The sequence below is a fragment of the Marinimicrobium sp. C6131 genome (assembly GCF_026153455.1).
Classification (GTDB): Bacteria; Pseudomonadota; Gammaproteobacteria; order Pseudomonadales; family Cellvibrionaceae; genus Marinimicrobium.
The window spans coordinates 36,869-61,483 of record NZ_CP110629.1; the positions used below are offsets into that span (position 1 = coordinate 36,869).

Consider the following 24,615-nt stretch of genomic DNA (forward strand, 5'->3'; position numbering starts at 1 on the left):
CATGTTTACGGGAATTATCGAAGCCAAAGGCCGCGTCGCCCGCCTCGAACCCAAAGGCGGTGATCTGCGCCTGTTGATCGAAACCGACGACCTGCCTCTGGCGGATGTCCAACTGGGCGACTCCATTGCCACCAACGGCGTCTGCCTGACCGTGGTGGACCTGCCGGGCAACGGCTACTGGGCGGATGTGTCCGGGGAAACCCTGGCGTACAGCACCATCGGTCAATGGGCCACGGGTCAGCCCGTCAATCTGGAAAAGGCCCTGACGCCCACCACCCGTCTGGGTGGACATATTGTCAGCGGTCACGTGGATGGTGTGGGCGAGGTGGTTGAGCGCCATAGCGATGCCCGCTCCGAGCGCTTTCGCATCAAGGCGCCGGACAAACTGGCCAAATACATTGCCCACAAGGGCTCGATCACCGTGGACGGCACCAGCCTGACCGTGAACAAGGTTGAGGGCGCAGAATTTGAGTTGAATATCGTCCCGCACACCCTCAAATGGACCATCATGGATGGCTATCAGCCCGGTACCCGGGTCAACCTGGAAGTGGATGTACTGGCACGCTATCTGGAACGGCTATTATTGGGGGACAAGGCCGCCGAGACGACCGGCGGTGTCACCCTGGATTTTCTGGCCGAGCACGGCTTTACCCGCCGCTGAGGTCGCGTCCCGGCCTGGCGGTCAAACGAAGGTATCTTTTAACCTAAGGTCATTATGGAACTGAACACGCCGGAAGAACTGATTGACGATTTGCGTCACGGCAAGATGATCATCCTGATGGATGATGAGGATCGCGAGAACGAGGGCGACCTGATCATGGTGGCCGAGCAGGTTCGTGCGGAGGACATCAATTTCATGTCCACCCACGCCCGGGGGCTGATCTGCCTGACTCTGACACCGGAGCGCTGTCAGCAACTGGGGCTGCCCCTGATGGTGTCGGACAACCAGGCCCGTTATTCCACCAACTTCACCGTCTCCATTGAGGCGGCGGAGGGTGTCACCACCGGCATTTCGGCGGCGGACCGGGCGCGTACCGTGCGCGTGGCGGTCAGTGCAGACGCCAAGCCCCGGGATATTGTCCAGCCAGGGCACATCTTTCCGATCATGGCCCAGCCCGGTGGCGTGATGAGCCGCGCCGGTCACACCGAGGCCGGCTGTGATCTGGCCCGCCTGGCGGGGTTTGAGCCGGCGGCGGTCATCGTCGAGATCATGAACGCCGATGGCTCCATGGCGCGCCGTCCGGATCTGGAGGCTTTCGCCCAGACACACAACCTGAAAATCGGTACCATAGCGGACCTGATCCACTACCGGTCGGTCAAGGAAAAAACGGTCGAGTGCATCAACCAGCGCCAGGTGGAAACCGAGTACGGTCCCTTTGAGCTGCGCACCTACCGGGATCTGGCCCGGGGCGATCTGCATTTTGTCATGCTCAAAGGGCATGTGGACCCGTCCGAGCCTACGCTGGTGCGGGTCCACGTAATGGATGTGGCGCGGGACCTGATTGGTCTCAAGCGCCCCGGCGACGCCGGCAAACACTCCTGGAACTACCGCGATGCGCTGAAGACCATTGGCGATGCCGGACAGGGGGTGTTGGTGTTGATCTGCCACGATGAAAGCACCGCCCAGGTGGAAGAGAGCATTGACTGGATGCTCTCTGGCAAGCAGCCCGTGCGCAGCCCGGATCAGGTCTATAAGCAGGTGGGCACCGGCTCCCAGATTCTGCGGGACCTCGGGGTACGAAAGATGCGCCTGATGTCGGCGCCCATGCGCTTTACCGCTCTGTCCGGGTTTGACCTGGAAATTGTTGAACACCTCGAGCCGGGCAACCAATAGTCGCGTCGGGCCGAAACACGATCAATCGATTGAAGAAAGAGAACCCACTATGAGTCAGATCAAGGTTATTGAGGGCGATTTCGCCGCAAGCCAGGGCCGCTACGCACTGCTGGTCAGTCGCTGGAACAGCTTTGTGGTCGAGAGTCTGAAGGATGGTGCGCTGGACACCCTGCGTCGCCACGGCATCAAGGACGACCAGGTCACCATCTACTATGCCCCGGGGGCGTTCGAGTTTCCCCTGGCCGCCCAGCGCATTGCGGCCCAGGGTGAGTTCGATGCGATTATTGCCCTGGGCGCGGTCATTCGTGGTGGCACACCTCACTTCGATTACGTGGCCGGCGAATGCACCAAAGGTCTGGCTCAGGTGTCTCTGAATGCCAACATCCCGGTCACTTTTGGTGTTCTGACCGTGGATACCATTGAGCAGGCCATTGAACGCTCCGGTACCAAAGCGGGCAACAAGGGCGTGGAAGCCGCCACGACCGCTCTGGAAATGGTTTCACTGTTGGGAAGAATCTGATCATGGCCGATAGCAAAGCTCCCACTCCGGCCGCTCGGCGCAAGGCGCGCCATTACGCCATGCAGGGGTTGTATCAGTGGCAGATGGCGGGGGCCAACCTCAATGCCATCGAAGCGGAATTTCGTACCGATAACGATATGACCAACGTGGATGTCGACTACTTCCACGAACTGTTGCACGGCGTGCCCCAGTATCTGGGTGAAGTGGAGGCGGTGTTTATTCCGCACCTTCAGGAGCGCAGTTCGGACGAACTGGATCCGGTCACTCAGGCGTTGCTGCGCCTGGCCTGCTACGAGTTCAAATACCGGATTGATGTGCCCTACAAGGTGGTCATCAACGAAGCGGTGTCTCTGGCGAAAAAATTCGGTGCGGCGGAAAGCCACAAGTTCATCAATGGCGTGCTCGACAAGGCCGCCAACGATATCCGCTCAATCGAAAAACGCGCCTGAATTCCGGGCCCAAACCCAGCGTAGGGGCAGAGCGCAGCGAACAGACTGCGCATCCGCCGTTACTAAATTCGCTCCCAACCACTCCCAAACCGACGCAAATCATGGGTGAATTCGAACTGATCCGCCACTACTTCCAACAACACAGCGCCGAGTCCACTCCGGCGTCGGTGTTGCTGGGTGTGGGCGACGATGCCGCCCTGCTGCAACCACCGGCGGGAGAGGTTCTGGCGGTCTCGGTTGATACCCTGGTGAACGGCGTCCACTTCCCGGACGGTGCGCCCGCCGAGGAAATCGCCCAACGGGCCCTGCGGGTCAATCTCAGCGACCTGGCCGCCATGGGCGCCAGACCGCTCTGGTTTACCCTGGCGTTGACCCTCCCCGAGGCGTCGGATGATTGGCTACGGGATTTCAGTCGCGGTCTGTTCGATGTGGCCGAGACCTACGGCATCACCCTGGTCGGGGGCGACACCACCAAGGGGCCCCTGACCATCACCCTCCAGGTGATCGGGTCGGTTCCGCCGGGCCTGGCGCTGCGCCGCGACGGTGCCAGTGCCGGGGATTATGTGCTGGTCACGCACACCCTCGGGGATTCCGCAGCCGGGCTTGCCTGCCTGCAGGGGCGGCTGGAAAAACCGGTCAGCGAGGAAGTCAGTACTTACCTGCAGGGTCGCTACTGGCGGCCCAACCCGCGTCTGGACGCCGCCATGCAACTGCTTGGCGTGGCCAGCGCCGCGTTGGACATTTCCGATGGGCTGGTGGCCGATCTGGGCCACATTTGTGCGGCCAGTGACCTGAGTGCGGAGCTGTTTGTCGAAGAGCTGCCCCTCTCGCCGGCGCTGCAAAGTGCCGCCAGTCAGGCCCAGGGCTGGCAGTGGGCTCTGACCGGCGGTGATGACTACGAGTTGTGCTTCACCGTGCCGGAGAGTCGGATGCCCGAGGTGGGCGCGCTGATCGGCACCGGCGCCCTACAGGCGACCGTGGTGGGTCGCCTCGGAACGGGTAGCGGGGTACACTGCACGCTGCACGGCGCACCCTACGACTTACCACAGAGCGGTTATAGCCATTTCTGATGTCCAAACCCGAATACCCCACCGTTGCCACCGTCCTGCGTAATCCGGACCACCTGTTTGCCTTCGGTTTTGGCAGCGGCCTGCTGCGCCCGGCTTCCGGTACCTTTGGTACGGTGGCGGCCATTCCCATCTTCTGGTTGATTCAGGACCTGTCGGTACCCATCTACGCCCTGTGGCTGACGGTCACCTTCGCACTGGGCGTGTACTGGTGCGACCGCAGTTCCAGGGCGCTGGGGGTGCACGATCACGGCGGTATCGTCTGGGACGAAATGGTTGGTTACTGGCTCACCATGTTCCTGGCGCCGGCTGGCTGGCCGTGGATGTTATTGGGCTTCGTGCTGTTCCGGATTTTCGATGTGATCAAACCCTGGCCGATCAACTGGTTGGATCGCCGGGTGCACGGCGGCTTTGGCATCATGATCGATGATGTGCTCGCGGCCGTGTATGCCTGGATCATCCTGCAGACCGTGGCTTACTTTGTATAGAATGGCGGGCGTCAGCCCAACCGCTCAAGAGGCAATTGCGTGACCATACGCTTCGTAGAATCTTCCAAACTGCCGACCCCCTGGGGCATGTTTACCATGTATGGCTTTTCCGACGATGGGGCGGATAAAGAGCATCTGGTACTGACGATGGGGGATATCAGCGGCGACGAGCCGGTACTCGCCCGGGTGCATTCCGAGTGCCTGACCGGCGATGCCCTGTTCAGCATGCGCTGCGACTGCGGTCCCCAGCTTCAGGCCGCGATGCACAAAATTGCGCTGGAAGGGCGCGGGGTGATTTTCTATTTGCGCCAGGAGGGGCGGGGCATAGGCCTGCTCAACAAAATCCGCGCTTACCACCTGCAGGACTGCGGTGCCGATACCGTGGAAGCCAATGAGCGCCTGGGGTTCGGTGCCGATATGCGCGATTACAGCATTCTCAAACCCATGCTGGAGCATCTGAAGATCAAGTCACTCAAACTGATGACCAACAACCCGCGCAAGGTCAAAGCCCTGCGGGAAATGGGCATCACCGTGGCCGAACGCATTTCCCACCAGACCGGGCGCAACCCGCACAACGCCCGCTACCTGGAGACCAAGCGCGGCAAACTCGGCCATCTGTTTGAAGAGGGCGACGATAGCTGGACTTCGCAGGAACCACCACCCGAGGAAAACTCATGACCATCAAAATCGCCATCAGCGGCGCCTCTGGCCGCATGGGCAAGGCCCTGATCGAAGCCGTCAGCGCCAATGACGACACCCGACTGACCGCCGCCATCGAGCGTCCCGAAAGCACCCTGATCGGTGCCGATGCCGGTGAGCTGGCCGGTGTCGGTAGATTGGGCGTCGCCCTCAGCGGTGACCTGTCTGCGGTGCTTGACCAGTTCGATGTCCTGATTGACTTCAGTGCCCCCGCCGCCACTCTGAACAACGCCAGGCTCTGTGCCGAACACGACAAAGGCCTGGTCATCGGTACCACCGGTTTTACCGAAGAGCAGAAAGCCGAACTGGACGTGCGCGCCAAGGACACCGCCCTGTGTATTGCCGCCAACTACAGTACCGGTGTCAACCTGTGCCTGAAACTGCTCGATATGGCCGCCCGTGTGATGGGGGATGATGTCGATGTGGAAATCTACGAGGCGCACCACCGCCACAAAGTCGACGCGCCTTCGGGCACGGCCCTGCGTATGGGCGAAGTCGTCGCCAACGCCCTGGGGCGTGACCTGAGCAAAACCGCCGTTTACGGCCGTGAAGGCCAGACCGGTGCCCGGGATCGGGATACCATCGGCTTTGCCACCGTGCGCGGCGGCGACGTCGTGGGCGATCATACCGTGATGTTCATGGCCGATGGCGAGCGCGTGGAAATCACCCACAAAGCCTCCAGCCGCCAGTCCTTTGCCCGCGGCGCCGTGCGTGCGGCACTGTGGTTAGCGGAGCAAAAGCCTGGACTGTATGACATGCAGGACGTGCTGGATCTGCACTAAGCTTACGATCATGGACGCGGCGCGCGAGGCCCATCAATGAGTTGCACCCTGCGCATTCTGACGGTGAATACCCACAAGGGCTTCAGCCTGTTCAATCGGCGGTTCATCCTGCCGGAGCTGCGCGAAGCGGTGCGCTCAGTGGGGGCGGACATCGTCTTTCTGCAGGAGGTGCTCGGAGCTCACGAAGGGTGGTCTCGCCGACTGGGCCACCGCTGGCCGGATGCCGCCCAGTATGAATTTCTGGCCGATACCATCTGGCAGGACTTTGCTTACGGGCGCAATGCTGTCTACCCCAAGGGGCACCATGGCAATGCGCTGCTGAGCAAATACCCCATCACCCAGTGGGATAACCACGATATCTCCCTGAATCGGCTCGAGCAGCGCGGCATTCTGCACTGTACGCTGGATCTGATCACCGAACCCAAGCCGCTGCACGCCATCTGTGTGCACCTGAACCTTCGAGAGCATCATCGCCAGCGCCAACTGCGTCGACTGTGTGAACTGGTGAACCGGATACCGGAGGACGAACCGGTGGTCGTCGCGGGTGATTTCAATGACTGGCGTGGCCGCGCGCAGCGCCTGCTGGCCGAGCAGGCCGGGCTGCGCGAGGTGTTCACCCATGAGTATGGTCGGCCGGCCCGTTCCTTTCCGGCCGCCTGGCCCATGTTGCGCCTCGACCGTATCTATGTGCGCTCGGCGCGGGGGCATGCCCCTGTGGTATTGCCCCGCAAACCCTGGTCCGGGTTGTCGGATCACAAACCGCTGCTGGCGGAAATCGAGTTAGAGTGGGAGGATGGTCACTACAGGACGAGCCCCTGAGGGCAAAAACGTCCGTACTCTGACACCAAATCCTCAAACCAGGGAGTTTCCCCATGTGGCTGCGAGCCGGTTGCGAAATCCAGTTCGATGAAAGTGAGCCCGCCCCGTTTATTCTGATGCTGCGCCCGCGCAGCGGCCGACGCCAGTGGGTCGCCCGTGAGTCCTACACGCTGATCCCCAGTGTGCCAGTGGAAGAGTATACCGACCCCTATGGCAACCTCTGTCAGCGACTGATCTCGCCGCCCGGTAAGTTCGTCATCCGCACCTCAGCCGACGTGTTGGCTGATGATACGATTGATGTCGCACCCGGCGCCCCTTTTGTGGAAGTGCAGAATCTGCCCAATGAAGTGCTGACTTATTTGTTGCCCAGTCGGTACTGCGAGTCGGATCAGTTTATCCTGATGGGACGGGAGATTGTGGGCGATGCGATCCCCGGCTACGACCAGGTGGCGCGCATTGAGCAGTGGATTCGCGAGCAGTTTGTCTACAACGAGGCAGCCCCGCACTTTCAGCTCTCCGCCGCGGACTTCAACCAGATGAGTGAGGGCGTATGTCGGGACTTTGCGCACTTGGGGATCGCTCTGTGTCGCGGCCTGTGCATTCCTGCCCGTATGGTGGTGGGCTACCTGCACAGACTCGAACCCATGGATTTTCACGCCTGGTTTGAGGCCTATGTGGGTGGGCGCTGGTACACCTTTGACCCCACCCAGCAAGAACCCCGGGGTGGGCGGGTCACCGTAGCCTATGGTCGGGACGCGGCGGATGTCGCCATTTTCAGCCAGTTTGGGCCGGCCCTCTACCCCACGCGAATGAACGTCCACGTGGAGCAGTTGCCCGGACCACCGGAGTAGCTCTTCGCAATCGGATGACGCATCGTAGAGCCCCCGGTTTAACCGAATGGCCGTACGCCGATCAGCAGGCCGTGCAGATAGAATGCGAACACGGCCCAGGCCAGCAGCCCCACCACCCAGGTGATGATGTCCCGGGATAAACCACCGACAACCGGCACAGTGCCGTCCACCCGGTCCCGGCGGCGCAAGAGGATGAATGCAGAGACGGCCCAGACCAGAAATCCGCCAAACAGCAACAGGTCAGCCAGCGTACCATTGCTGATCAGGTGTGCGATCGCCCAGAATTTGGTGCCGAGGACCATGGGGTGGCCCACCCGGGCCTTGAGCCGGTTGCCCGGGACGTAAGCGGCCACCACCAGGATAAAGGCCGGTAAGGTCAGCAACGCGGCCAGGTGGCGGGTCCAGACCGGCGAGTGCCACAGCCACAGGGGGTCGGTGCGCGCTTGTCCATAGCCCCAGATGATCAGAATGAACCCCACCAGGGAGACCGCCGTATACAGCAGCTTCCAGGGGGTTTCCCCCAGCCGGTTGACCATGTGATTGCGCCAGGGGCGGGCCACCAGGCCGATGGAGTGGGTACCGAGGAACAACAGTAAACCGAGAATCAGAGCTTCCATGAATGCTACCTTATTGTCTTGCGCTCACAATCAAACTAATCAGAGGATAGCGTAATGCGTGAAGATTACCAGTTGGCGTATATCGGACTTGCGGTAGTACTGATCACTCTGCTGGTCCAGATGCTGGTGGCCAGCTCCACCAAGGCGCGTCAACCGGGCGCCATACCGGGAAAGATTGATGAGTCACTCTCTCACCATTCCTTTGTGTTCCGCGCCCACCGCACCTTCATGAATTCGCTGGAAAACTTACCGCTGTTTTTCGGCACGGTGTTTCTGGCCCTGTTTGCCGGTATGAACGCAACCTGGCTGGGGGTGGCGGTGTGGGTGTTCGCTCTGGCGCGGATTGCCCACATGGTGCTCTACTACTGGCTGGCCACCGAACGAAATCCCAGCCCGCGCAGTTATTTTTACCTGATCGCTCTGTTGGCCAACGTGGTTCTGCTGGTCGGGCTGGTGCTTCAACTGGCGAACATGGTCTGAACCAGATAGCCGGTATACCCGATATAGCACAGCAACAGCAGTCCGCCTTCGAGTCGGTTGATACGCCCCTGACGGCGGAAGCCATAGCCGAATACGAACAGGGACAATGTCAGAACGGACATGACAAGGACATCGCGGCTCAGTACTTCCGGATCGACCACCATGGGGTGAATGGCTCCGGCAATGCCCACCACCGCCAGGGTGTTGAACAGGTTGGAGCCAATCACATTGCCCAGCGCCAGGTCGTGTTCGCCCTTGCGCACAGCCACCAGGGATGAGGCCAGTTCGGGCAGCGACGTGCCGACGGCCACAATCGTCAAACCGATAATGACATCACTTACACCCAGAGCCTGGGCAATGTCCACCGCCCCCCAGACCAGCAGGCGGGAGCTCGCGACCAGTAACACCAGACCAATAAACAACCACATCAGAGAGCGGGACAGGGGCATGGGGTGAGCCTGCAGCTCCGCGTCCACTTCGCCACCGAGAATATCGCCTTTACCGCGCATACCCTGCCAGATGCTCCAGCCCATGGTGGCGGCAAACACCAGCAGCAAAATGGTGGCATCCAGGCGGCCAATCTGAAGATCCCATACCAGCCATACGGTAAGGGCGGTGATCAGGGTGAGGATGGGCAGTTCCTTGCGCAGGATCTGGGAGTGGACGGCAATGGGGCTGATCACAGCCGTCAGGCCGAGAATCAGAGCGATGTTGGTAATGTTGGAGCCATAGGCGTTGCCCAGCGCGAGTCCCGGACTGCCCTGGCTGGCGGCCAACGCCGAGACCACCATTTCCGGTGCCGAGGTGCCAAAGCCGATGATCACCATACCGATCAACAGAGGCGGCATTCCCAGATGGCTGGCGGTGGAGACCGCGCCATCCACAAACCGGTCGGCGCTCCACACCAGAATGATCAGGCCAATAATGACGGCGGACAGGGCAATGAGCATGAAGGCTCCTCTCGGGAATCAGAACTAGCAGACGATTGTGGCGGGGCATAATCGAGTGCTCATGGGGCGGTGTCAAGAACCAATTTGCGATCTGGTGTATCGACTTCTACCATAAACGGATGTCAATTCAATTTTGGAGGTGATTTGCAACATTTTCTGGAGCTGTGGCATCAGGCGGCGCGTACCAGTGTGGGTTTTTTCTGGATGGCGCTGTGGGCCTTCGTCCTGGGCTATGTGATCAGCAGTCTGATTCAGGTGCTGGTTACTCAGCAACGAATGCAAAAACTCATGGGTAAGGATGGCCCACGCAGTGTGGCGCTGGGGACATTTTTTGGCTTTCTGTCCAGCTCCTGCAGTTTTTCGGCGCTTTCAACCACTCGGGCCCTGTTCAGCAAAGGGGCGGGTCTGGCGCCTTCCCTGGCGTTCATGCTGGCCTCCACGAACCTGGTTGTCGAGCTTGGCATGGTCATCGCCATCTTTCTCGGTTGGCAGTTCGTGGTCGGTGAGTATGTCGGCGGTATGCTGCTGATCCTCGTCACCTGGCTGCTGATCCGTATTACTCGCCCGCGCCGTCTTGAGCGACAGGCGCGCGAAAGGATGAAGCCTCCCGAAGCGCATGATGGCAACACCGGAGATTGGCGGCAGAAAATCCGTAGTGCCGAGGGGTGGCAGCAGATCGGCCAGACCTACGTGATGGAATGGCAGATGGTCTGGAAGGATGTGCTGATTGGTTTCACGGTGGCCGGCGTGATATCCGCGATGGTTCCCGAGAGCTTCTTTCAGGCAATGTTCGTGGGATCGGGAGGGCAGAATGCCGCCAATCCCGGGTTTTTGGCGGTATTGGCGCAGGCTGTCGTTGGTCCGATCGCCGCCTTTTTCACGTTCATCGGTTCAATGGGCAACATACCCCTGGCGGCGGTACTGTTCAGTCAGGGCGTGAGTTTTGCCGGTGTCATGGCCTTTATTTTTTCCGACCTGGTGGTGTTGCCGGTGTTGCGGATCAACGCTGCCTACTACGGTTGGAAGATGGCACTCTATATTCTGGCCCTGATGCTGGTGGGCATCGTCAGTGTGGCATTGGTGATGCACTATGCGCTGGCGGCGCTGGACCTGTTGCCCAGCCTTGAGGGGCTGAAAACGCCCTCCGAGCGACACTTTTTCCAGGTCAATTATCAACTGGTACTGAATCTGGTGTTTATAGCGGTGACAGCTGGGCTGCTGTGGTTTTGGCGGAAAGGCAAACGGGCCGAGGATGGTCATCATCACCATCACCACGATCATGGCGGGGCTTCGCTGACGGATCGGGTGTTGCAAGTGCTGTCAGTGCTGGCGATGCTCTGGCTCGCAGGGGGTTGGCTTATCGGGTGGCTACTGCGGTAAACCGCGGTGCCGTTGGCCAGGTCGGGGTCACGACATGGCTTCAGCGGCGCTTCGATCACCGGAGACAATCCGGTCTCGCCCAAGGGATTTAGCCCGGTACAGTGCCTCATCGGCGCGCTCAAACCAATGGTCGACGCTCTCTCCACTTTGGAGAATGGTCGTGCCAAACGAAGCCGTGACCGGTCCGGATGGGCTGGTGAGGGTTTTGCGCAGCACCGATTGAACATGCTCGACGGCGGCCTGCAGTCCGTTGGGTGTCACCCCGGACATCAGAATCACAAACTCCTCTCCACCGAAACGGAACAGTTGGTCTGAGCGGCGGGTGTTGAAGGCGAGAATGCCGACAAACTCCACCAGCAGGCGATCCCCCGTGTTGTGGCCATGGGTGTCGTTGACGCGTTTGAAATGATCCAGATCCGCCAGCACCAGACCGTATTGGGTGCCGAGGCGCTCATGCTCAGACACCGCCCGGCTCAACGCTTCGTCCAGCGCCCGACGGTTGCTGACGCCCGTGAGCGGGTCAAGCCGTGCCAGGTGTTTTAGACGATTGCGTTGATGTTCGCTGCGGCGAGCAAAAACATAGGTACAAGCACAGACGACCAGCAAAGTGACAGAGAACGACCACATCTGCTGGCTGGAGCTGAAGGCGCTGCCCTCAATGCTCAACAGCGTCAGCGCCCCGAGCGGCAGAATCGCGGCAATCAGCGGACGGGTGAGCATGAAACTGCAGATCAGCGCCGGGTAAAGCCAAAACAGGCCCACTTCGCCGGCTGTCAGCGATATGGCGATGGCACCGCCGGTGCAGGGGAACAGGGCTAAAAAAAGCCCTGTCTGGGCGGTCTGCTGTGTACGCCAGGCGTACACAGTGGCCCCGACGATGGACCCGAGAATCCCCAGATCAATCAACCCGATCCAGTATTCCCCGCGCAGAAAACGCCAGATGGCAAATGGGGTAATGCCAACAATCGCGCAGGCGTTCATCAGAGTGATGACCGAGAGATGAAAATCGTTGCGTAGCCGATAAAGCATGACGGTCTCGTGTTGCCCAATTGTGCGTCGTGGCTCGGCGCTGACACTGAGTTCATAGTGCCCCAGCGAGGTGCGCCCGACAAGTATTTTGGCGCATTAATCGTTATTTTCTTGGCAGGAGCTGCCGGGAGGTCGAGTGGAGGAGATGGGCGGTTGCGGTCAGGGCGACCACGATAGTGGTCGCCCGTGTTGGAGGCTTACGGCGTTTGGCTCAGCTCCAGTACCTCGACGGCGGACAGGGGCTTTTCGTAAATCCGCAGTTCGTCCATGGCGCCCTCGTAGGGCAGGTCCCACCAGTTCACACCGAGGCTGAAGATGCCGGTGCCCTCGGAGAAGACGTGCGGGAAGCCGGCGCCGGAGAAGCGCTCCTCACCATTGATGTAAATCGACAGAGCGCCTTGGTTCACCACCCAGGCGACGTGGCTCCAGGCATCCTGGGGAATGTTCATGCCGGTACCCGCGTCATACCAGAGGGTGCCGGACCAGAGCATGGTGTGACCGTTCACGAAACCGTGCCCCATAGGCAGGAAGCTGATCCAGCTGTCCGGATTTCGGGCCCCGAAGAAGGTGGTGGTAAAGGCGTTCAGGGCGCTCGGGTTCAGCCAGAAGCTGACCGAATAGCGGTGACTGGCGATCAACCCGTCGGGTAGCCGAACACCTGACTGACCGTCGAAGTAGGCCGCTTCGGCGCTGACCCCCGGCACAAAGTCAATCTGGCCGCCGGCCCAATCGATACGGGCGCCGCTGACTTGACCGGGTGCCTGTTGCCCTGTGGTGTCGTTCAGGTTGCCGTCGAAACGGTAGTGCGCCAGCAGGCCGTCGGGCGCCTGCTCGCGCACGGTCAACGGGTACTCGCGATTCTGTGTCTCGCCGTCGTAATGCACCGTCGCGCGCAGGGTGACCACCTGATCGCCCAGGCCGTGTTCCGGGCGATTGACCTGGCCGTCAGTCGCGATCCACTGGGGCGCCGAGGATGACCATTCGATGGTGGCGTTGCGGGTGGCGTTTATCGGCAGGTCGATATCATTTTGCAGCGGGGTTGAGCTGAACTCGATATCGTCGAGAATGGCTTCCAGTACCGCCTCGGTCGGGCGGTCGGGCAGGCGGCTGCCCCACAGTGTGAGTCCGGCGTCGGATAGCGCACTGAAGGTCAGATCGAAACGCCCGGCGGTTTCATTCCACTGGTAGGACAGCACGCCTGCATAGTCGCCATCGCTCAGCTCGACCGAAATGCGATCATTGCCGGCAAACCACCAGCGGCCTTCCATATCACCCTGGATGAGGCCGTTGTTGGTGAGGGTGGCGAACCGGGAGGTCTCGATGTCGGCGGTGATGGTCTTGTCCTTCAGGATCATTTTGTAGTCGCCCACCACGTCGGGGCGTTTGACCTTGCGCAGGCCCGGTTGCGGTCGCGGCGTTTTGTCCGCGTAGCGATAGGGCGCGGCGACCGGCCAGTCAGCGTCGTTCATCAACAGCTCATTCACCCGGATGTTGTGGCGCTCTCCGGTTCCCGGGAAGCGACTGTGGGAAATCAGAAAATACTGCCCGGTGGCGTCATCGTAATAGGCGGAGTTGTGGCCCGGGGAGACGTAGCCGGTTCCCATGCCGTCACCGTCTTCGCCGAGTTCGCGGGTGAACAGGTGGTTGCCTAGAATTTTCATGGCATAGGGTTCGATGCTGGCATCGTCAAACAGGGGCAGGGCCGGGTCCGATTTGACGTCCGCCATGTTATTGCCCTGAGCGTCGAAGTAGGGGCCGTCGGGCTGGCGTGAGCGCGCGACCCGCACGTTATAGCCGCCGTCGGCGCTCAGGCCGCCAAAGGAGGTGAACAGATAGTAGTACTGGGTCTCCGGGCTGTAGAGGATGTAGGGGGCTTCGATCCGGCTGTGGTTGCCGCCCATCAGGTGCTTGCCGTAGCCCTGCCCCGGCACTGGAAAACCGGTTTCCGGGTCCATCTCAAAGATGAAGATGCCGCCCGAGTAGGAGCCGTACACCATCCAGAGCTTGCCTTCGGCGTCGAAGAAGGCGTCAGGGTCCACCACATTGGGGTGAATGCGGGCGTCATAAATGGTGCCGTCCCCGCTGGGCTGGCCCCACATGCCCGAGCGCAGAAAGATACCCTCATTGCGGTAGGGCCCTTCAATATCGTCGGCCACTGCAAGCCCCATGGCGGAGCGGGGCGAGTCACCCCGGCTGGCGTTGTAGTACATGTAGAAGCGGCCATCCTCAAGCTGGATGACATCCGCCGCCCAGAGCGTGTCGGTCTGGGCCCATTCGAAGGTTTCCCGCAGCTCGGCCTGGACGTCATCAAAGAGCGGGTTGGCGGCGTTGGCGCCGTCGGCGACCTGCTGCCATTGCATCAGATCGTCGGATTTGGCCGCGGCCAGATGGGAGCCGAACACGTAGTAGGTGTCGTCGACTCTGATGACCGACGGGTCGTGGACGGTGGCCTCGGCGAACTCGGGGGATGCCCATTCATGGTCGGAAGTGGGGGCCGCGTGAGTGGTCGCAGTGCCAGCGGTGCACAACAGAGCAGTGACCCCGGTCAGACGTAGCAGGTCCTTGGTAGACATGGTCTTCACCTCGTTATTTATCTTATTCATGGGTTCTGGGGTAGAACCGGACATTCAGTCTTTTTGCCGGGCTATTGTATTACCATATGTCAAATTATCAATTGTCGGAAAATATGACATAAAATGGCTTGGTTAAATAAAATCCCGTGAAGTCAATAAGTTGCGAGGAAAGGACTTTAAGCAGGGAGGGGTTTGATTCAGACGGATTGGCTATAAAAAGTCATACAATTTATAGCCAAAACTCTTTCTGTGTTTTACGGCTGGTGGCGACCTCCCTGCTCCCGGGCCCATTTGATCATCTCGGTGCTCAGTGTCTGTGCCGCCGCTCCGAAAGCGTCCACGACGTCCTCCAGGTTGTTGCTACGGCTGGGCTGGCGCACGTCGAAACGCTCGCTGGCCAATATCTGTTGGGACTGGTTCTGGATCAGTTGCGCCTCCAGAGCGATGACGACTACGGTACGGCCCTCGTCGTACTCTCCGTAAAAGGCCCGCAGGTCACTGGTGAGAATCAGGTCGGCGGGTACGCGGCTTTGCTCGCTGATCACGGCCGCGAACGCTTGGTTCTGGCGCAGGGTGGTGACCAGATGGTCGCGCAGTAGAAGCGGCGCACGGTCGCTCCAGCGGCCGCCGGGATAGGTGTTGAGACGGGACGGGTCGGGTTTGACCAGGATGCGGACGCTGTCGAGGGTACGGTTGGCGCTGGGGGTGTCCACACGCAGAGTCAGGGGCGCAGGCTCTGTTCGAGAGGTTGCCGTGACCGGCCCCAAATCAAACACGGGGGTCTGCTTTGGGGTGGGAAACGGGCTGCAGGCCGCCATTAACCAGGCGGCGCCAATCAGACCGGTCAGTCGAATGAGGGAGGCAGAGAGGCTGGGTATCACGGGTTGAACTCCTCAATGGGATCGCGTCCGAACAGCAGGTCGGAGGGGTTGTCTTCCAGGCGGCGTGACAGATGTTGCAGTGAGTCCAGGGTGGCGCGCAACTCACGCAGCGCGGGGCCCAGATCGTGAATGCCGTCCATCCCCTGCTCCAGCGAGGCCAGGGTCTGCTGAGCGCTGTCCAGCACATCGCGGCCCCGGGTGTCCACCAGGGCGTCCATCCGCTCGGTCAGGCGGCCCGCTTTGATCATCAACTGGTTGAACTCGGCCAGACCGTCGGTGAAAGCGCCGCGTTGCTGCGCCAGCGTATCGGTGGTGGCGCGCAGATTGTGAATGACCTGGCTCAGGTTGTCCGTATTCTCTTTCGAGAGCAGGCGATTGGCATTGTCGAGCAGTTGGTTCATGTTGGTGATGATGGCCTCGCTATTGGCGAGCAGATCACTCAGCGGTGAGGGCTCCGCTTCAATCAGCGGCGGGTTGGCCTGGCTGCCACTCAGGCGTGGGCTGTCCGGGTCACCCCCGTGCAACTGTATGCTCATCTGGCCGGTGATATTGGCCAGCTCCAGGGTGGCTGTGGTCTCTTCGGTGATGGGCACATCGCGATACACGCGGATATGGGCGCGCACCCGGCGAGGGTCGTCGGGCTCGAAATCCAGACCGAGCACGTCGCCTACCTTGATGCCGCTGAAGAGTACGGCACTGCCCACGGTCAGGCCGGTGACGGCGCGATCAAAGCCGATGTCGTAGTAGTGGTAGTCTCGGCTGGAAGTCGCCTGCCCGAGCCAGAGGGCAAACAGCAGGGCGGCGCCGACCGCCACTACGGTAAACAGGCCAATCAGTATGTGGTGGGCTCTGGGCTCCATATCAACGCTCCTCCCGGGAGTCTGCCGCCGAGTGCGCGGCGCGACCGCGCGGGCCGTGGAAATAGTCGTGTATCCAGGGGTCATCATGCTCGGCGACCACGGACAGACGGTCGGCCACCAACACGCGCCGCTGTGCGAGCACCGCCACCCGGTCACAGGCAGTATACAGGGTGTCCAGATCGTGGGTGATCAGGAACACGGTGAGCCCCAGGGCGTTGCGCAGTGTGACAATCAGTTCATCAAAGGCCGCCGCACCAATCGGGTCGAGCCCGGCGGTGGGTTCATCCAGGAACAGAATCTCCGGATCCAGGGCCAGGGCCCGGGCCAGTGCCGCGCGCTTGATCATGCCTCCGGACAGCTCTCTCGGGTACTGCCGTGCCGCTTCCTTGGGCAGCCCCACCAGCGCCAGCTTCATCCTCGCCAGGCGCTCGGCGTCCCGACGCTTCAGTCGGGCCTGCTCAATCAATGGCAGCGCCACGTTCTCCTGCAGGTTGAGCGAGCTGAACAGTGCGCCGCGCTGAAACAATACGCCGAAAGGGCAGGCCAGGGGCGAATCGGGTTGTGTGCCGGGACGCTGCAGGTAGCGCTCGGCGACGTCGATGGTGCCCGCGCTGGGTGTTTGGAGGCCGATAATGCTGCGCATCAGCACCGACTTGCCGGTGCCGGAGCCACCCACGACACCCAGAATCTCACCCTGCAGAATGTCCAGGTCGAGCTGTTCGTGCACGGATACCGTGCCAAAGCGGTTGGTCAGCCCCCGCACTGTGATCAGCGGGCGTGGGGGGCGGGTCTCTTGAGTCACCATCACCAGCCCATCTCCATGAAAAAGAGCGCCGCCACAGCGTTGAGCAGTATGACCATGAAGATTGATTGAACGACGCTGGAGGTTGTGTGTTCGCCCACCGACTCGGCGCTACCACTGACTTTGAACCCCTCCACGCAGCCAATGACCGCAATGACAAACGCGAATACGGGCGCCTTGCTGAGGCCGACAAGAAAGTGGTGCGCGGGGATGTCGCGCTGCAGGATGGTGACAAATTGCAGCATCGATATGTCCAGTTTCAGCAGGCAGACCAGCATGCCGCCAATGATGCCGCTGAGCATGCCGACAAACGTCAGAATGGGCAGGGCGATCATCATGGCGATGACCCGGGGGATCACCAGCAGCTCCACGGGCTTGAGCCCCAGCGACTGGATAGCGTCGATCTCTTCGTTAGCCTTCATTGAGCCGAGCTCGGCGGCGAAGGCGCTGGCCGTGCGCCCCGCCAGCAGAATCGCGGCGAGCAGCACCCCGAATTCCCGCAGGAATGAGTAGGCCACCAGATTGACGGTATAGATGGTTGCGCCGAACTCTTCCAGTACCGTGGCGCCCAAAAAAGCAACCACAGCGCCGACCAGAAAGGTCAGCAGTGCCACGATGGGTACCGCGTCCAGGCCGGTCTGCTGAAGGTGGGCGGATAGCGAGGTCATCCTCCATCGGTGTGGCTTGGGCAGGTTCTGTACCAGGGTGATCAGGGTCAAGCCGATAAAGCCGAGCAATAGCTTCTGCTGGTGCCACAATGCCTCTGTGCGCCGACCGATATCCGCCAGGGCGGATGTCAGGGAAGACGGGCGCTTGTGTTCGTGGGCAAGGGGCTGGCAGAGGGTGGCGGCGATGGTCTCCAATAAGGCTTGCCGGGCCGGTGGCAGGTCGCTGGCCCAATTGGCGACCTGGGCGAGGCGCTCGGCGCCGATCAGTTCGGCCAACAGCGTCGCTCCCGCCGTGTCCACGACGTCGATGCCTGTCAGGTCGATCGGCGTATCGGTGGCGATCGGGCCGCTCTGAGCGACGTAGCGCTGCAGGGCGCGGTAATGTGCCAGTGTCCAGTTGCCGGTGATCCGCAGGCCACTGGCGGTGCGCTCGACACGTCCGGCTTGTGATGGAATCGCTGCCATTATCAGAGGCCCAGAGGCTTGCTCCCGCATTGAAAATCAGGTTGGAAAAGGCAGTGTAACAGGTGTGCCGCCCGGCGCACGGGGGCAGATCCCATAAATGTCGGTCGCCGGAGCGTCGAGGAACCTGAAACCGGGATTTCTATTGGACAGCACCGGCCGCCTCGCGTAAAATTGCCGGCGAAATTACACTTGGCCCAAATGCCGGTCAGCAGGATTGTATTGAAGCGAGATGAGGCTGGTGTTTCATCTCGCTTTTTTGCACCCCGTGACCGGGCTTTCACTCGCGCGCAGTCCGTCTAGCATTCGCTGATCTTCGCACCCTTCGGGTCGTGCGGCTGCCTCGCTGAGCCTGTGAAAAGTCCGGTTACATGACGGCACGCCATCATGCTTGAGGAGGTTGACTTGACTACTGGGGCATCCACACCCGCTGTGCTTGTACTTGAAGACGGCAGTATTTTTCGCGGTACCGCTATTGGTGCCGAGGGCCTGTCGGTGGGCGAGGTGGTGTTCAATACCTCCATGACCGGCTATCAGGAAATCCTGACCGATCCCTCCTACGCCCGTCAGATCGTGACGCTGACTTACCCCCATATCGGCAACACCGGCACCAATGCCGAGGATGCCGAGTGCGATCGAAGCTGGGCCGCGGGCCTGGTGATTCGGGACCTGCCCTTTCTGGCGAGCAACTTCCGTTCCGAGCAATCCCTGCCCGAGTACCTGAAGGCCCAGAACATCATCGGCATCGCCGATATCGATACCCGTCGCCTGACCCGGCTGCTGCGTGACAAAGGTGCCCAGAACGGTTGCATCATGGCGGGCGAGATCGACGAGGATAAGGCGCTGGCGGAAGCCAAGGGGTTTGCCGGCCTGAAAGGTATGGATCTGGCCAAGGTGGTCAGCGTAAAGGAGCCCTACACCTGGAGCGAGGGCACCTGGTCCCTGGGCAAGGGACATCGGGTCCCCGAGGGTGAGCGGCCCTATAAAGTGGTGGCCTACGACTACGGGGTCAAGCGCAATATTCTGCGCATGCTGGTGGATCGCGGTTGTGACCTCACCGTGGTGCCGGCTGAAACACCCGCCGCCGAGGTTCTGGCGATGAACCCCGACGGTGTCTTCCTGGCCAACGGCCCCGGTGATCCGGAGCCCTGCACCTACGCCATCGAAGCGATTAAAGAGATCGTTGAAACCGGACTGCCGGTTTTCGGTATCTGCCTGGGGCACCAGTTGCTGGCCCTGGCCTCCGGCGCCAAAACCCTGAAGATGAAGTTCGGTCACCACGGCGGCAACCACCCGGTGCAGGATCTGGACACCGGGCGGGTGATGATCACCGCGCAGAACCACGGTTTTGCGGCCGATGAGGCGAGCCTGCCGGCCAACCTGAAGGCCACTCACCGGTCATTGTTTGACGGCTCCCTGCAGGGCATTCACCGCACGGACAAGCCCGCCTTCAGCTTCCAGGGGCACCCGGAAGCCAGCCCCGGCCCGCACGATGCCGACGGCCTGTTCGACCACTTTATTGAATTGATGAAAGACGCGAAACGTTGATGGGGCGCCGCCTGCGGGCGGCCACCGCGCAACGTCACCCTTCAACCGATTTCGCAGAGCGAGAAGATCATGCCAAAACGTACCGACATCAACAGCATTCTGATCCTGGGCGCGGGCCCGATCGTCATCGGCCAGGCCTGTGAGTTTGACTACTCCGGCGCGCAGGCCTGTAAAGCCCTGCGCGAAGAGGGTTACCGGGTGATCCTGGTGAACTCCAACCCGGCCACCATCATGACCGATCCGGCCATGGCTGACGCCACCTATATCGAGCCCATTGAATGGCGCACGGTGGAGCAGATCATCGAAAAGGAAAAACCGGACGTAGTGCTGCCCACCATGGGCGGTCAGACCGCGCTCAACTGTGCTCTGGATCTGGCCAAGCACGGCGTGCTGGAAAAGTACGGCGTCGAATTGATCGGCGCCAACGAAGACGCCATCAACATGGCGGAAGACCGGGATCTGTTTGATCAGGCCATGAAGCGTATCGGTCTGGAGTGCGCCCGCGCGAAAATCGTGCACTCCATGGAAGAAGCCCTTCAAGTGCCCAAAGAGTTCGGTTTCCCCTGCATCATCCGTCCGTCCTTCACCATGGGCGGCTCTGGTGGCGGTATTGCCTATAACTGGGAAGAGTTCGAGGAAATCTGTACCCGCGGGTTGGACCTGTCGCCGGTCAATGAGCTGCTGATTGATGAATCCCTGCTCGGCTGGAAAGAGTACGAGATGGAGGTGGTCCGGGACAAAAACGACAACTGCATCATCGTCTGCTCCATCGAGAACTTCGACCCCATGGGCGTGCACACCGGTGACTCCATCACTGTGGCGCCGGCCCAGACCCTGACCGACAAGGAATACCAGATCATGCGTAACGCCTCCCTGGCGGTGTTGCGTGAAATCGGGGTGGAAACCGGCGGCTCGAATGTGCAGTTTGCCGTGAACCCGGAAGACGGCCGCATGGTCGTGATCGAAATGAACCCCCGGGTGTCCCGCTCTTCGGCGCTGGCCTCCAAGGCCACTGGCTTCCCGATTGCCAAGATCGCGGCCAAGCTGGCGGTGGGCTATACCCTGGATGAGCTGCAGAATGAGATTACCGGCGGTGCGACCCCGGCCTCGTTCGAGCCGACCATCGACTATGTGGTCACCAAGATCCCGCGCTTCACCTTCGAGAAATTCGGTGATGCTGACGCCCGCCTGACCACTCAGATGAAGTCCGTGGGCGAGGTGATGGCCATTGGCCGTACCTTCCAGGAATCCCTGCAGAAGGCCCTGCGCGGTCTGGAAGTGGGTTCCGCCGGGTTTGAATCCAAGGTAGACCTGAAGGATAACGATACGCCGGCGCGCCTGCGTCGAGAGCTGAACACCCCCGGGGCCGAGCGCATCTGGTATCTCGGTGATGCCTTCCGCCTGGGGATGAGTGTCGAGGAAGCGTTCGAGGCCTCTAAGATCGACCCCTGGTTCCTGGTGCAGGTCAAGGATATCATCGACAGTGAGCAGGCGCTGAGTGGCAAGACCGTGCAGGATCTCAACGCCGAACTGCTGTTCCGCCTCAAGCGCAAAGGCTTCTCGGACAAGCGCCTGGCCAAACTGCTCGGCACCAGTGAGCAGGCCGTGCGCAACCACCGCCACCAGTTGAATATCCGCCCGGCATTCAAGCGGGTGGACACCTGTGCGGCGGAATTTGCCACCTCGACCGCCTACATGTACTCCACCTATGAAGAAGAGTGTGAGGCCAACCCCAGTGATAAAGACAAGATCCTGGTGATCGGTGGCGGCCCGAACCGCATCGGTCAGGGTATCGAATTCGATTACTGCTGCGTACACGCTGCCTTCGCCATGCGCGATGAGGGCTACGAGACCATCATGGTCAACTGTAATCCGGAAACCGTGTCCACCGACTATGACACCTCCGATCGTCTGTTCTTCGAGCCGGTGACCCTGGAAGACGTGCTGGAAATCGTGCACAAGGAAAAACCCAAAGGCGTGATTGTTCAGTTCGGTGGCCAGACGCCGTTGAAACTGGCCCGTGCCCTGGAGGCCGAAGGGGTGCCGATCATCGGTACCACCCCGGATGCCATCGACCGTGCCGAAGACCGTGAGCGCTTCCAGCAGATGATCAACAAGCTGGGCCTCAAGCAGCCACCCAACGCCATTGTGCGTTCTTTTGAAGAGGCGTTGCAGGCGGCCAAAGAAGTGGGTTACCCGCTGGTGGTGCGCCCCTCTTACGTGCTCGGTGGTCGGGCCATGGAAATTGTCTATAAGGAAGACGAGCTGCGCGGCTACATGAACACCGCCGTGGAAGTCTCTGAAGATGCGCCGGTCCTGTTGGACCACTTCCTGAGCGCTGCCATTGAAGTGGACGTGGATGCGGTCTGCGATGGTGAGCAGGTGGTGATCGGTGGGATCATGCAGCACATCGAGCAGTGTGGTGTTCACTCCGGTGACTCGGCCTGCTCCCTGCCGCCGTACTCTCTGCCCAAAGACGTGCAGAACCTGATGCGCGAGCAGATCAAGGCCATGGCGCTGGAGCTGGGCGTGATCGGCCTGATGAACACCCAGTTGGCCTATCAGGACGGCGAGATTTATGTGATTGAGGTGAACCCGAGGGCCTCGCGCACCGTGCCCTTTGTGTCCAAGTGCATTGGTGTGTCCCTGGCCAAGGTGGCGGCGCGCTGTCAGGCCGGCATCAGCCTGAAAGAACAGGGGTTCACCCAGGAAATCGTGCCGGATTACTACAGCGTGAAAGAGGCGGTGTTCCCCTTCAACAAATTCCCGGCCGTCGACCCGATCCTCGGCCCGGAAATGAAATCGACCGGTGAAGTGATGGGGGTAGGCGACACCTTCGGCGAAGCCTTTGCCAAGGCCCAACTGGGTGCCGGCAGCAAACTGCCCACCACCGGTACCGCCTTTATCAGTGTGCGTGATGTGGACAAGCCCGGCGTGGTGGTGGTCGGCAAGGAACTGAACAGCCTTGGCTTCAAGCTGGTGGCCACTCGGGGGACCGCCGAGGTTCTCAAGCAGGCCGGTCTTGAGGTTGAGGTTGTGAACAAGGTCGCGGAAGGTCGCCCCCACATTGTGGATATGATCAAGAACAGTCAGATCAACCTGATTGTGAATACCACAGAAGGGCGGCAGGCGACCCGCGATTCGGCCTCGATTCGTCGCAGTGCGGAAAACCATCGGGTGTACTACACCACCACCCTGGCCGCCGGCGAGGCGGTGTGTATGGCACTGCGTTTTGGTCAATTTACACAAGTGCGGCGCCTGCAGGAGCTGCACGGGAGGATCGGTGCATGAGCAAGGTACCCATGACAGTGGAAGGCGCAGAAGCCCTGCGCGAAGAGTTAAACGACCTGAAGAAAATCCAGCGCCCGCGCATCAGCCAGGCAATTGCCGAGGCGCGCGAGCACGGCGATCTGAAAGAGAACGCCGAATATCATGCGGCGCGTGAGCAACAGAGTTTCTGCGAAGGCCGGATCCAGGAAATCGAAGGCAAGCTGGCAAACGCTCAGGTCATTGATGTGAAAGCGATTCAGCCGACCGGAAAGGTGATTTTCGGCACCACCGTGACCATTATCAACTGCGAGACCGATAAGGAAGTGACCTATCGTATCGTGGGCGATGACGAGGCGGATGTGAAAGCGAACAAAATCTCCGTCAATTCACCGATTGCCCGGGCGCTGATCGGCAAGGAAGAGGGCGATGTGGTCGAGGTAAAAACCCCCGGCGGCGATGTCGAGTACGAAATCGACAAGGTGGAGCATATTTAGGTTGTGGTAACCGGCCGGGGAGCGGCGGATAAGGGCGCAGCCCGCATCCGCCGTAACCCAACCCCGACGAGGCCACCTCACCGCAACAAATTCGACAACTTCGGATTCGGCTTCGGATTGGCCCGGTACAACAACGCTATCTTGCCCACCTGCTGCACCAGCTCCACGCCAGGCATGGCCGCCAGCTCATCGAGCAACACCTTGCGGTCTTCCCGCTCGGCCACGGCAATCTTGACCTTGATCAGTTCATGGTCATCCAGCGCCCGGTTGAGCTCGGCGCGGACCCCGTCGCTCAGGCCATTGTCGCCCAGGGTGACAATCGGCTTCAGGTTATGCCCCAGGGCACGGAATTGTTTCTTGCGGTCGGCGCTTAGCGGCATGACAATACCTTCAAATCGTTTGGGTGAAAAAGCCTCTCATTGTAACGCATCTCCCCCGGAATCATCATGGCCAGATCCAAAAGCAGCAACCGTTGGCTGGACGAGCACTTCAGCGACCCTTACGTCAAGCAGTCCCAGAAGGATGGCTATCGCTCCCGCGCCAGCTATAAGCTGATCGAGCTGGATCAGAAAGACAGGCTGTTCAAGCCCGGTATGAGTGTGGTCGACCTGGGGTCGGCGCCGGGGGGCTGGTCCCAGGTGGCGGCCGACCGGGTGGGCGATCGGGGAAGGGTGCTGGCCTCGGACATTCTGCCCATGGACAGTATCGCCGGAGTCGAGTTTATCCAGGGGGATTTTACCGAGGACGCGGTGCTGGAGCAGCTGCTGGCCGCGCTCGGCGGGCAGAAAGCGGACCTTGTAATCTCCGATATGGCCCCCAACATGAGTGGTATGAATGCCGTGGACCAGCCCGCCGCGATCTATCTGGTGGAGTTGGCGCTGGATATGGCCCGACAGGTGTTGAAACCTGGCGGGCATTTTGTTGCCAAAGTGTTCCATGGCGAGGGCTTCGACCCCCTGCTGCAGGACACGCGCAACGCCTTTTCCAAAGTGGCAGTGCGCAAACCCGATGCCTCCCGGGCCCGCTCCCGCGAGGTGTATCTGGTCGCCCGGGGTTTCAAAGGTTGATCCAAGGGCTGATCTATTGCCTCAT

Annotated in this window: 25 protein-coding genes; 16 read left to right on the forward strand and 9 right to left on the reverse strand. The window is 60.7% G+C overall.

Annotated elements, in window-relative coordinates:
• The first annotated feature begins 1 nt into the window (after nt 1).
• From OOT55_RS00125 to OOT55_RS00170, 10 genes are all read left to right on the forward strand, one after another.
• Complete coding sequence (locus OOT55_RS00125; protein WP_265367177.1) at nt 2–661, forward strand: riboflavin synthase; 660 nt, start codon at nt 2–4, stop codon at nt 659–661.
• Between the two features lie 54 nt (nt 662–715).
• Nucleotides 716–1,834: a bifunctional 3,4-dihydroxy-2-butanone-4-phosphate synthase/GTP cyclohydrolase II gene (gene ribBA / locus OOT55_RS00130; protein WP_265367178.1), complete on the forward strand. Its 1,119-nt coding sequence runs from the start codon at nt 716–718 to the stop codon at nt 1,832–1,834.
• A gap of 49 nt (nt 1,835–1,883) precedes the next feature.
• Complete coding sequence (ribE, locus tag OOT55_RS00135; RefSeq protein WP_265367179.1) at nt 1,884–2,354, forward strand: 6,7-dimethyl-8-ribityllumazine synthase; 471 nt, start codon at nt 1,884–1,886, stop codon at nt 2,352–2,354.
• Nucleotides 2,355–2,356: 2 nt separating this feature from the next.
• The gene (gene nusB / locus OOT55_RS00140; protein ID WP_265367180.1) at nt 2,357–2,803 is read left to right on the forward strand and encodes a transcription antitermination factor NusB; all 447 of its coding nucleotides are present in this window, start codon (nt 2,357–2,359) and stop codon (nt 2,801–2,803) included.
• Between the two features lie 101 nt (nt 2,804–2,904).
• Complete coding sequence (gene thiL, locus OOT55_RS00145) at nt 2,905–3,873, forward strand: thiamine-phosphate kinase (protein ID WP_265367181.1); 969 nt, start codon at nt 2,905–2,907, stop codon at nt 3,871–3,873.
• The gene (locus OOT55_RS00150; RefSeq protein ID WP_265367182.1) at nt 3,873–4,358 is read left to right on the forward strand and encodes a phosphatidylglycerophosphatase A; all 486 of its coding nucleotides are present in this window, start codon (nt 3,873–3,875) and stop codon (nt 4,356–4,358) included. The genes thiL and OOT55_RS00150 overlap by 1 nt, the downstream gene beginning before the upstream one ends.
• A gap of 39 nt (nt 4,359–4,397) precedes the next feature.
• Nucleotides 4,398–5,036 carry a GTP cyclohydrolase II gene (ribA, locus tag OOT55_RS00155; RefSeq protein ID WP_265367183.1) on the forward strand — a complete coding sequence of 213 codons (639 nt, stop codon included), beginning with the start codon at nt 4,398–4,400 and terminating at the stop codon, nt 5,034–5,036.
• Entirely contained in the window at nt 5,033–5,839 is an 807-nt protein-coding gene (gene dapB / locus OOT55_RS00160; protein ID WP_265367184.1) for a 4-hydroxy-tetrahydrodipicolinate reductase, read from the forward strand. Before ribA ends, dapB begins: the two co-directional genes overlap by 4 nt.
• A gap of 36 nt (nt 5,840–5,875) precedes the next feature.
• On the forward strand, nt 5,876–6,658 hold the full coding sequence (locus OOT55_RS00165) for an endonuclease/exonuclease/phosphatase family protein (protein WP_265367185.1): 783 nt from the start codon (nt 5,876–5,878) through the stop codon (nt 6,656–6,658).
• A gap of 53 nt (nt 6,659–6,711) precedes the next feature.
• Nucleotides 6,712–7,509: a transglutaminase family protein gene (locus OOT55_RS00170; RefSeq protein ID WP_265367186.1), complete on the forward strand. Its 798-nt coding sequence runs from the start codon at nt 6,712–6,714 to the stop codon at nt 7,507–7,509.
• A 38-nt stretch (nt 7,510–7,547) separates the two neighbouring features.
• On the opposite strand, the gene OOT55_RS00175 is transcribed toward OOT55_RS00170, so the two are convergent.
• Nucleotides 7,548–8,126 (reverse strand): NnrU family protein, encoded by a 579-nt coding sequence (locus OOT55_RS00175; RefSeq protein ID WP_265367187.1) that lies wholly within the window; start codon nt 8,124–8,126, stop codon nt 7,548–7,550.
• 54 nt (nt 8,127–8,180) lie between these two features.
• Between OOT55_RS00175 and OOT55_RS00180 the strand changes: the two genes are divergently transcribed.
• On the forward strand, nt 8,181–8,606 hold the full coding sequence (locus tag OOT55_RS00180) for an MAPEG family protein (protein ID WP_265367188.1): 426 nt from the start codon (nt 8,181–8,183) through the stop codon (nt 8,604–8,606).
• Here the strand turns inward: OOT55_RS00180 and OOT55_RS00185 are convergent.
• The gene (locus OOT55_RS00185; protein ID WP_265367189.1) at nt 8,585–9,556 is read right to left on the reverse strand and encodes a calcium/sodium antiporter; all 972 of its coding nucleotides are present in this window, start codon (nt 9,554–9,556) and stop codon (nt 8,585–8,587) included. The genes OOT55_RS00180 and OOT55_RS00185 overlap by 22 nt on opposite strands.
• 144 nt (nt 9,557–9,700) lie before the next feature.
• On the opposite strand from OOT55_RS00185, the gene OOT55_RS00190 reads away from it, so the two are divergent.
• Nucleotides 9,701–10,936 carry a permease gene (locus OOT55_RS00190; RefSeq protein WP_265367190.1) on the forward strand — a complete coding sequence of 412 codons (1,236 nt, stop codon included), beginning with the start codon at nt 9,701–9,703 and terminating at the stop codon, nt 10,934–10,936.
• Between the two features lie 27 nt (nt 10,937–10,963).
• Here the strand turns inward: OOT55_RS00190 and OOT55_RS00195 are convergent, their stop codons facing one another.
• The 6 genes from OOT55_RS00195 to OOT55_RS00225 form a co-directional block, all read right to left on the reverse strand.
• Nucleotides 10,964–11,965, reverse strand: coding sequence for a GGDEF domain-containing protein (locus OOT55_RS00195; RefSeq protein WP_265367191.1), 1,002 nt, complete (start codon nt 11,963–11,965; stop codon nt 10,964–10,966).
• Between the two features lie 197 nt (nt 11,966–12,162).
• On the reverse strand, nt 12,163–14,538 hold the full coding sequence (locus OOT55_RS17760; protein WP_322113820.1) for a family 43 glycosylhydrolase: 2,376 nt from the start codon (nt 14,536–14,538) through the stop codon (nt 12,163–12,165).
• A gap of 254 nt (nt 14,539–14,792) precedes the next feature.
• Nucleotides 14,793–15,419: an ABC-type transport auxiliary lipoprotein family protein gene (locus OOT55_RS00210; protein ID WP_265367192.1), complete on the reverse strand. Its 627-nt coding sequence runs from the start codon at nt 15,417–15,419 to the stop codon at nt 14,793–14,795.
• The gene (locus OOT55_RS00215) at nt 15,416–16,279 is read right to left on the reverse strand and encodes an MlaD family protein (RefSeq protein WP_265367193.1); all 864 of its coding nucleotides are present in this window, start codon (nt 16,277–16,279) and stop codon (nt 15,416–15,418) included. The genes OOT55_RS00210 and OOT55_RS00215 overlap by 4 nt, the downstream gene beginning before the upstream one ends.
• Nucleotide 16,280: 1 nt before the next feature.
• The gene (locus OOT55_RS00220) at nt 16,281–17,084 is read right to left on the reverse strand and encodes an ABC transporter ATP-binding protein (protein WP_265368858.1); all 804 of its coding nucleotides are present in this window, start codon (nt 17,082–17,084) and stop codon (nt 16,281–16,283) included.
• Nucleotides 17,084–18,214, reverse strand: coding sequence for an MlaE family ABC transporter permease (locus tag OOT55_RS00225; protein ID WP_265367194.1), 1,131 nt, complete (start codon nt 18,212–18,214; stop codon nt 17,084–17,086). The genes OOT55_RS00220 and OOT55_RS00225 overlap by 1 nt, the downstream gene beginning before the upstream one ends.
• Nucleotides 18,215–18,598: 384 nt before the next feature.
• Here OOT55_RS00225 and carA point away from each other — a divergent pair, with 384 nt between their 5' ends.
• The 3 genes from carA (at nt 18,599) to greA (ending at nt 23,523) form a co-directional block, all read left to right on the forward strand.
• Nucleotides 18,599–19,759 carry a glutamine-hydrolyzing carbamoyl-phosphate synthase small subunit gene (gene carA, locus OOT55_RS00230; protein WP_265367195.1) on the forward strand — a complete coding sequence of 387 codons (1,161 nt, stop codon included), beginning with the start codon at nt 18,599–18,601 and terminating at the stop codon, nt 19,757–19,759.
• Nucleotides 19,760–19,828: 69 nt separating this feature from the next.
• Nucleotides 19,829–23,050 carry a carbamoyl-phosphate synthase large subunit gene (gene carB, locus OOT55_RS00235; RefSeq protein WP_265367196.1) on the forward strand — a complete coding sequence of 1,074 codons (3,222 nt, stop codon included), beginning with the start codon at nt 19,829–19,831 and terminating at the stop codon, nt 23,048–23,050.
• Nucleotides 23,047–23,523: a transcription elongation factor GreA gene (gene greA / locus OOT55_RS00240; protein WP_265367197.1), complete on the forward strand. Its 477-nt coding sequence runs from the start codon at nt 23,047–23,049 to the stop codon at nt 23,521–23,523. The genes carB and greA overlap by 4 nt, the downstream gene beginning before the upstream one ends.
• A 77-nt stretch (nt 23,524–23,600) precedes the next feature.
• Here greA and OOT55_RS00245 read toward each other — a convergent pair whose 3' ends face one another.
• A complete protein-coding gene (locus OOT55_RS00245; RefSeq protein ID WP_265367198.1) occupies nt 23,601–23,903 on the reverse strand; it encodes a YhbY family RNA-binding protein in 303 nt (100 codons plus the stop codon).
• Nucleotides 23,904–23,969: 66 nt separating this feature from the next.
• Between OOT55_RS00245 and rlmE the strand changes: the two genes are divergently transcribed.
• Nucleotides 23,970–24,590 carry a 23S rRNA (uridine(2552)-2'-O)-methyltransferase RlmE gene (rlmE, locus tag OOT55_RS00250; protein ID WP_265367199.1) on the forward strand — a complete coding sequence of 207 codons (621 nt, stop codon included), beginning with the start codon at nt 23,970–23,972 and terminating at the stop codon, nt 24,588–24,590.
• Nucleotides 24,591–24,615: the final 25 nt, after the last annotated feature.

What these genes read in the sequence shown, in the direction of transcription:
- rlmE (WP_265367199.1), top strand. Translation starts at nt 23,970, where the DNA reads ATGGCCAGATCCAAAAGCAGCAACCGTTGGCTGGACGAGCACTTCAGC.
- ribBA (WP_265367178.1), top strand. Translation starts at nt 716, where the DNA reads ATGGAACTGAACACGCCGGAAGAACTGATTGACGATTTGCGTCACGGC.
- OOT55_RS00150 (WP_265367182.1), top strand. Translation starts at nt 3,873, where the DNA reads ATGTCCAAACCCGAATACCCCACCGTTGCCACCGTCCTGCGTAATCCG.
- dapB (WP_265367184.1), top strand. Translation starts at nt 5,033, where the DNA reads ATGACCATCAAAATCGCCATCAGCGGCGCCTCTGGCCGCATGGGCAAG.
- OOT55_RS00185 (WP_265367189.1), bottom strand. Translation starts at nt 9,556, where the DNA reads ATGCTCATTGCCCTGTCCGCCGTCATTATTGGCCTGATCATTCTGGTG.
- OOT55_RS00125 (WP_265367177.1), top strand. Translation starts at nt 2, where the DNA reads ATGTTTACGGGAATTATCGAAGCCAAAGGCCGCGTCGCCCGCCTCGAA.
- greA (WP_265367197.1), top strand. Translation starts at nt 23,047, where the DNA reads ATGAGCAAGGTACCCATGACAGTGGAAGGCGCAGAAGCCCTGCGCGAA.
- OOT55_RS00165 (WP_265367185.1), top strand. Translation starts at nt 5,876, where the DNA reads ATGAGTTGCACCCTGCGCATTCTGACGGTGAATACCCACAAGGGCTTC.
- thiL (WP_265367181.1), top strand. Translation starts at nt 2,905, where the DNA reads ATGGGTGAATTCGAACTGATCCGCCACTACTTCCAACAACACAGCGCC.
- OOT55_RS00170 (WP_265367186.1), top strand. Translation starts at nt 6,712, where the DNA reads ATGTGGCTGCGAGCCGGTTGCGAAATCCAGTTCGATGAAAGTGAGCCC.
- OOT55_RS00195 (WP_265367191.1), bottom strand. Translation starts at nt 11,965, where the DNA reads ATGCTTTATCGGCTACGCAACGATTTTCATCTCTCGGTCATCACTCTG.
- carB (WP_265367196.1), top strand. Translation starts at nt 19,829, where the DNA reads ATGCCAAAACGTACCGACATCAACAGCATTCTGATCCTGGGCGCGGGC.
- OOT55_RS17760 (WP_322113820.1), bottom strand. Translation starts at nt 14,538, where the DNA reads ATGTCTACCAAGGACCTGCTACGTCTGACCGGGGTCACTGCTCTGTTG.
- ribE (WP_265367179.1), top strand. Translation starts at nt 1,884, where the DNA reads ATGAGTCAGATCAAGGTTATTGAGGGCGATTTCGCCGCAAGCCAGGGC.
- OOT55_RS00245 (WP_265367198.1), bottom strand. Translation starts at nt 23,903, where the DNA reads ATGCCGCTAAGCGCCGACCGCAAGAAACAATTCCGTGCCCTGGGGCAT.
- OOT55_RS00180 (WP_265367188.1), top strand. Translation starts at nt 8,181, where the DNA reads ATGCGTGAAGATTACCAGTTGGCGTATATCGGACTTGCGGTAGTACTG.
- OOT55_RS00215 (WP_265367193.1), bottom strand. Translation starts at nt 16,279, where the DNA reads ATGGAGCCCAGAGCCCACCACATACTGATTGGCCTGTTTACCGTAGTG.
- OOT55_RS00225 (WP_265367194.1), bottom strand. Translation starts at nt 18,214, where the DNA reads ATGGCAGCGATTCCATCACAAGCCGGACGTGTCGAGCGCACCGCCAGT.
- carA (WP_265367195.1), top strand. Translation starts at nt 18,599, where the DNA reads ATGCTTGAGGAGGTTGACTTGACTACTGGGGCATCCACACCCGCTGTG.
- OOT55_RS00175 (WP_265367187.1), bottom strand. Translation starts at nt 8,126, where the DNA reads ATGGAAGCTCTGATTCTCGGTTTACTGTTGTTCCTCGGTACCCACTCC.
- nusB (WP_265367180.1), top strand. Translation starts at nt 2,357, where the DNA reads ATGGCCGATAGCAAAGCTCCCACTCCGGCCGCTCGGCGCAAGGCGCGC.
- OOT55_RS00220 (WP_265368858.1), bottom strand. Translation starts at nt 17,084, where the DNA reads ATGGTGACTCAAGAGACCCGCCCCCCACGCCCGCTGATCACAGTGCGG.